Here is a 6,594-nt window from a genome sequence, read left to right as displayed (position 1 = left end):
GTCTTTAAAGGCAAAATAATTAATTGGCACATTTTCCATTTCAGCTCTTACGCCATCAACTGGGTAGAAAATCCAAACTGTGTCAATGTCCTTGCCTTGAATTGCTGCAATATTATTTGTAACATCACCAGGAATTAAGTTGACCTTGGAAAAATCTCCTCCGTCATCTTCTACAACTTGTTTTAAAATTGCTTGTTCAATTGGAAGTCCCCAAGTTGAGTGATTGTGTCCTTCCATGTCCTTTGGTCTTTCAATATTTTTGTCCTTGGCAGAAAATATACCTGAAGTGTTGTGGTTTATTATTGCTGCTACTGCTGTAACTGGAAGTGGATCATCACTTGCAAAGGCTGGTGCAATTGTGTCTTGGAAGGATACACCAAAGTCAGCCTTACCTGATGCAACAAGGGCTTCAGCTCCATTTGCTGGTGGTTGATTTACTTCAACTTCAATTCCTTCATCTGCAAAGAATCCCTTGTCCATTGCCACATAAAGTCCTGCGTGGTTTACATTTGGGTCCCAATCTAGTAAAAAGCTAACTTTTTCTGTTGGGATATCTTTCTTTTCTTCAGCTTTTTTGTTTTCAGTTTTGCCACAAGCTGTAAGCATAAGTCCTGCTAATAATAAAACTGATAATTTTTTTAAATTTTTCATTTTTCCTCCGTCCACGGCATCATCTTTTTTTGTATGAAGCCAACTAACTTCATCAAAATAAGAGAAATTGCCGAAATTAAAAATATAACTGCAAACATCTTATCAAAGGAGTAGTTTTTTTGAACTCTAATCATATATACTCCCAGTCCCTTATAACCACCTAGCCACTCGGCTATTACTGCACCTACAACAGAATAGGAAACTGCAATTTTAAAAGCTGAGAAAAAATTTCCCATACTCTCAGGCAGTTTAATGTACCTATAAATTTCTGCCTTGCCAGCACCCATTGCCTTTAATAATTTTACCTTGTCTTGGTCTACCTCTTTAAAAGCCTCAAGAAGAGACACTGCAACTGGAAAAAATGTGACAATTACAATAAGGGCAATCTTTGGGGCAATGCCATAGCCCATCCAAAGAACCAGTAGGGGTGCAATGGCAACTGTTGGCACAGTCTGTGTCAAAACTAAAATTGGATAAAGTGCAGAGTAAATAAAATCTGACAAATCCATTAATAGGGCTGCAATAAAGCCAAGGCTGACGCCAACAAATAAGCCTAAAAAAGCTTCTGTAAGTGTTGTTCCAAGGTGTGACGAAATTGTAGAAAAATCTGTCACAAAGGCCTTTATAACATCAAAGGGCTTGGGTAATAAATAGGGCCCCACGATTCCCCTTGTAGTTACAAAATGCCAAATAGCTACAATGACTATTATCAAAGAAGCTGCTGAGATATTATCCTTGATACTTGCCGGTTTTTTCATCAATTGTCAAAATCCCCTTTTCAGAATAAAAAGTCTTAGAATAACAAGCAACTTGTTCTGAAATTTCGCCTGCCATCTTCACACAATGTTTTAGAATTTCAAAGGCTTTGTCAAAGTCATCTAATTCTATAACTGTTTCAAAGGGCGTTACAACATAATTTACCTTTTCGCTTTTAATATATTCAATTACCTTATCTACAACTTCAACAACAGATTCTGTTGTGCCTTCTTTAGTTGTAGGAAGGATTTGTATAGCTACTGAAATCTTCATAATAACCTCCTCAAATAAATTTGCAAAATAAATTTTTGCATAAAAAAAGTCCCCAGAAGGAGACATACTTTTCCCGAGACAGCATTACCTGTCTTGGTCCAAAGGGTTTAAGGATAAACCTAATCTCAGCAAAAGCTCCCCTGATACATTTATTATAGACATAAGAATTTTTTATTACAAGGGCAAGTTAAAAGAAAAAAGTAGACTCTCGCCTACTTTTTATGCTTATCTTTATTCAATAACCTTTAAAATCTCATCAATAGGTTTCTTGTCCTTCTTTTCAGGCTCTTCTTCTATTTTGCCAAAGGGCATCTCTGCAATTAGTTCCCAGGAGTCAGGAATTTCATATAAATCCTTTACCCAGGAGTCAATGACAGGATTATAGTGTTGGTTATTTGCACCAATTTCCTCATCTCTTAAGGCCTGCCAAATATTTAGCTGAACCATGGCAGCTGAATGATGACCCCAAGTTTCAAAATAATCTTTATATGAAGGCATGTTTTTTTCCTGCTCCTTAATTTCATCTTTGTCGATAAAAATAAGGGCAGTTCCCTTGGCGTGATAAAAGCCATGAAACTTTTCTTTCTTAATTTTATTGTCAAAAGTTTCATTAACTCTCTTCCAAAAATCCTTGGACTTGTCGTCAAAAAGTAAGAGGACTCTAGTAGTTTGTGAATTCATGTGTGAAGGAGTTGTGTTTAGGACATCCTCAATTAAATATTTTATCTCTTCATTGGATAGAGCCACATCTTCTGACAAATTGTAATAAGACCTTCTCTTTTTAATAATTTCTATATATTCTTGCATAATGCACCTCGCTAGTTAAGTTCTTATTAAAGTGATACCCGAAAATTATGAAATTACTCTAACCTGCCGCCCTTGGTGTAGAGGTTATAGTAGTATCCCCTCTTTGCCATTAGCTCTTGGTGACTTCCTCTTTCCACAATGCCCTCTCTTGTCATGACAATGATAAGATCTGCATTTTGAACAGTTGTAAGCCTATGGGCAATAGTAATAGTCGTCCTTCCCTTTGAAAGCTTTTCTATAGAATCTTGGACTACAATTTCACTTTTGTTGTCAAGGGCAGAAGTTGCTTCGTCTAAAATTAAAATTGGTGGATTTTTTAAGAAGACTCGAGCAATGGAAATTCTTTGCTTTTGTCCTCCAGATAGTTTTACACCTCTCTCGCCAACATAGGTGTCAAAGCCATGAGGTAGGCTTTTAATAAATTCATAGGCACCGGCAAGCTTTGCTGCTTCAATAATTTCTCTGTCACTGGCAGTACTTTTGCCGTAGCCAATATTGTCCTTAACTGTGCCAGAAAATAAATAGACATCCTGTTGGACTATGCCAATATTTTCTCTTAAAGACTTTATTTTAATGTCACGCACATCAATTCCATCTACTGTAACAGAGCCGCTATCAACATCATAAAACCTTGGTATTAGATTGCAAATTGTAGTCTTTCCTGCACCACTTGGACCAACTATGGCAAGCTTCTCGCCAGGCGTTATGTCAACGGAAAAATTATTTAAGACCTTTACCTCGCCCTTGCCATAGGAAAAGTCCACATGATTAAAGGAAATTTCTCCCCTGACATTTTTAATCTCAAGGGCATCTTCCTTGTCCTTGATGTCTGGCTCTATTGCCATAATTTCTGCAAATCTCTCTATGCCCGTCATACCCTTTTGGAACTGCTCAGTAAATTCAATAATTCGTCTCACAGTTGCAAGAAGGGACTGAATAAACATTACATAGACAATTAAGTCCTCTGGACCAATTTCTCTTTTCATGAGAAAATATCCGCCACTTGCAATTAAAATTAAATACATTAACCCGTCGAAGATCCTGTTAATTGTGTTAAAGCCCGCCATGGACCTATAGTATCTCTTTTTAATTCCAAGGAATTTGTTGTTTTCCTCAGTGAATTTTTCCCTTTCAACACCTTCATTGGCAAAGGACTTTACAACCTTTATGCCAAGAAGGGAATCTTCAATGGAAGAATTTAGGTGCCCAATGTGGACCCTTTGATCCTTTTGTGCCCTTCTCATTTTATTTCTAAAGTGACCAGAAAAATAAATCATAAGTGGAATCATAATATAAATGAGAAGTGTCATCTTGACATTTATATTAAGAAGAATTATTAGGGAAATAATAATTTTTATGGCTCCGATAAAATATTCTTCGGGACAGTGGTGGGCAAACTCAGTTATATCAAAGAGGTCGTTGGTAATCCTTGACATGATGACGCCAACCTTGGTCTCGTTGTAAAAGGTATCAGAGAGACTTTGAAGATGAGAGTATAAATCCCTTCTCATGTCTGTCTCTATATGTGCACCCATTATGTGACCAATGCTTGTCATAAAATATTGGGCAACAACTTCTATTGTCTTAATCACTATGTAAATTAGTGAAAGCTTTAGAACAAAGTCAAAGGTAATTGAAGCTAAATCATTCATTCCCCTATTAGTTAAAGCACGAAGAAGAAGGGGCAAAATCATTTCACTTGCTGTAGTGAGCCCTGCGCAAAATAAGTCTAAGAAAAGAGTAAATCTATATTTATAAAAATAGGGCAAAACTTTTTTTATCAAATGTTTATTTTTCATTTATCCTCCTAATTTAATGGCAAATAATATTTTATATAAGCAATGATAACACAAAATTAATTTTCTTTAAAATACTGAAATTCCCTTTACTTGACATAAAATTTTAAACAAATTATAATTTGATAAGACTTATAAAGGAGATTTTAAATTGGAAAATAAAAGTAGCGCAGGCTCAAGAATTGCAAAGTCCACTCTAGCCATAATTATATTTTCATTAATAGGAAAAGTTTTTGGTTTCTTTAGAGAATCACTTACTGCTTATGTCTTTGGCGCAGGAATCGAAATGGATGCCTTCTCCCTTGCCCAGGGCGCAACGGCGACTATATCTGCCTTTGTGACACAGGCAATAGCAACAACTTATATACCCTCAGTGCAAAAGGCTGAAATGGAACATGGCAAGAGCAGAAAAAATTATTTTACAAATAATTTATTGTTCATTGCAAGCTTAGTGTCCTTTGTCCTAATTGCCCTTGGAATTATTTTTCCTAGACAAATTGCACTTCTAACAGTTTCCACAAAAAATCCCGAAACTTATGCAATAGTAATAAAACTAATACAAGTGGGCATGCCCGTAGTCTTGTTTTCATCCTGGGTTGGAGTAATGGAAGGCTACTTACAACATGGAGGTAAATTTGCAGCAACTGGTGCCATTGCCATTCCACTTAACTTAACTTATATAATTTATCTTGCATTATTTTCTCGTCATGTTGGCATAATGGGACTAACCATAGCCTCTGTCCTTGGAATACTGGCACAATTTTTGTTTTTGCTACCAAATGCAATGAAAATTGGTTACAGACCAAAGCTTGTGGCAGACTTCAAAGACGAGTATGTGCGAGATGCGATAGTCCTTGCCCTTCCAGTCTTCGTGTCAGTATCAGTCAATGACATAAATATAATTGTCAACAGGCGATTGGCATCTACCATGGGCGAAGGCGCAGCCTCAATTTTATATTACTCAAATAAATTAAACACCATGATAATTGGGATCTTCATAACAGCAATAACAGCCATAGTCTTTCCAATCCTAACAAAAACTTTGGGTTCAGGTGACATGAAACTTGGCAAAAAAGTTATGAACGCATCAATAAAGACAGTCCTATTTATAACAGTGCCAGCAACAGTTGGCTTAATAATATTGGCAAGACCACTAATAGAAATTGCCTTTGTCCGTGGTTCCTTTACCATGGCAGATGGCATTGCAGCAACATCAACCTTAAGATGTTACTCCCTATCCTTGATTTCAATTTCAGTAATAAATGTATTAAATAGAATTTATTACTCCATTGAAGATACCAAGACGCCCTTCTATGTTGGCGTGACAAATGTAGCAATAAATGTTGGCTTAAACCTTTTAGTAGCAAGGCACTATGGCACAAATGGACTAGCTGCATCAGTTTCTATTGCGACTACAATTGCACTTTTCATTTCCTTTATCCTACTTAGGAGAAAAATTGGAAATCTTGGAACCAAGTCCTATATAAAGGCGTCAATAAAAACCTTTATGGCTTCAATAGCAATGGGTCTTGTAGTGCTTTCTTACTTCCCTTACGAAAAACTATTGATGTCCTTTACAAGTGGAGGCCTTCAAACACTTTTAAGACTAATCCTCTTGATGCTAATAGTTTTTATAGCAGCTTGCGTCTATGTCCTCTGTCTGTACCACTTAGGCGTGCGTGAAGTTCGCGACATAGCAAAAATTCTTAAGGGCAAAATGGAAGCACGAAAACAATTAAAAAAATAAAAAGGCAAAAAAGTGGCATAAATTTTTGCTAGAAAACTTAGACTCCTTAGCTGGAGTCTTTTTTTATAATATTTTTAAAAAATTAGCGAATTAAAGTGTTTTATTTTATATGTAAGTGGTATAATATTATTTAATTGGAGGTGTTATTATGGGTGGCTTAATAATTGTTGCCATTATTGTAATCGTTTGCTATATTATTTGGAGAAAAAATCAAAATAAGAATACTCCAACAAAAAAGAAGTCTATTGAAAGTAAAGAAAAAGCATCTGCTGAAAATCTACATAAGGCAGAAGATCTTAAAAACCTTGATGATTCTGTAAAATCTTCTGAGGCTGAAAAAGATCTTAAATTCAATGAAAATTCTGCTAATGCTTTTAATAGTAGAGAAGAGCAAAAATACGATGCTTCTAGAAAAAAGGATCGTGCAAAAAAGAGAAGAGAAAAGAGAAAAGCAGAAGCTGAAGAGATAAAGGAAGCTCCTGCTACAAAAGTTGAAGATAAAAAAGTTGAAGCTAAGGCTGAAAAAGTTGAAAAGCCAGTAGAAAAGGTTGAACCAAAAATAGA

At 35.8% G+C, this 6,594-nt stretch carries 7 protein-coding genes and 1 riboswitch; of the genes, 2 read left to right on the top strand and 5 right to left on the bottom strand.

The annotated features are described in order from the left end of the window. The 5 genes from Q0U74_RS07410 to Q0U74_RS07390 all read right to left on the bottom strand — a co-directional run. Window positions 1–651: ABC transporter substrate-binding protein (locus Q0U74_RS07410; RefSeq protein ID WP_297393772.1), on the bottom strand; the 651-nt coding region annotated here is incomplete at its 3' end. After that, window positions 648–1,412 carry an ABC transporter permease gene (locus tag Q0U74_RS07405; protein WP_367178324.1) on the bottom strand — a complete coding sequence of 255 codons (765 nt, stop codon included), beginning with the start codon at window positions 1,410–1,412 and terminating at the stop codon, window positions 648–650. The genes Q0U74_RS07405 and Q0U74_RS07410, both read right to left, overlap by 4 nt. Further along, entirely contained in the window at window positions 1,381–1,680 is a 300-nt protein-coding gene (locus Q0U74_RS07400) for a thiamine-binding protein (RefSeq protein WP_297393768.1), read from the bottom strand. The genes Q0U74_RS07405 and Q0U74_RS07400 overlap by 32 nt, the downstream gene beginning before the upstream one ends. A 54-nt stretch (window positions 1,681–1,734) precedes the next feature. Then, a riboswitch (TPP riboswitch) is annotated at window positions 1,735–1,832 on the bottom strand. A gap of 79 nt (window positions 1,833–1,911) precedes the next feature. Beyond that, on the bottom strand, window positions 1,912–2,487 hold the full coding sequence (locus Q0U74_RS07395) for a nitroreductase family protein (protein WP_297393766.1): 576 nt from the start codon (window positions 2,485–2,487) through the stop codon (window positions 1,912–1,914). A 53-nt stretch (window positions 2,488–2,540) separates the two neighbouring features. After that, complete coding sequence (locus Q0U74_RS07390) at window positions 2,541–4,286, bottom strand: ABC transporter ATP-binding protein (RefSeq protein WP_297393763.1); 1,746 nt, start codon at window positions 4,284–4,286, stop codon at window positions 2,541–2,543. A 148-nt stretch (window positions 4,287–4,434) separates the two neighbouring features. Between Q0U74_RS07390 and murJ the strand changes: the two genes are divergently transcribed. Together murJ and Q0U74_RS07380 are read left to right on the top strand one after the other, a co-directional pair. Beyond that, the gene (murJ, locus tag Q0U74_RS07385; protein WP_297393761.1) at window positions 4,435–6,030 is read left to right on the top strand and encodes a murein biosynthesis integral membrane protein MurJ; all 1,596 of its coding nucleotides are present in this window, start codon (window positions 4,435–4,437) and stop codon (window positions 6,028–6,030) included. A 148-nt stretch (window positions 6,031–6,178) separates the two neighbouring features. Further along, window positions 6,179–6,594: hypothetical protein (locus tag Q0U74_RS07380; RefSeq protein ID WP_297393759.1), on the top strand; the 416-nt coding region annotated here is incomplete at its 3' end.

This window comes from uncultured Peptoniphilus sp., from assembly GCF_946998875.1.
GTDB lineage: Bacteria > Bacillota > Clostridia > Tissierellales > Peptoniphilaceae > Peptoniphilus_A.
Note: the sequence above shows the minus strand (reverse complement) of the source record. Positions and strands in the feature narration are given on the sequence as shown.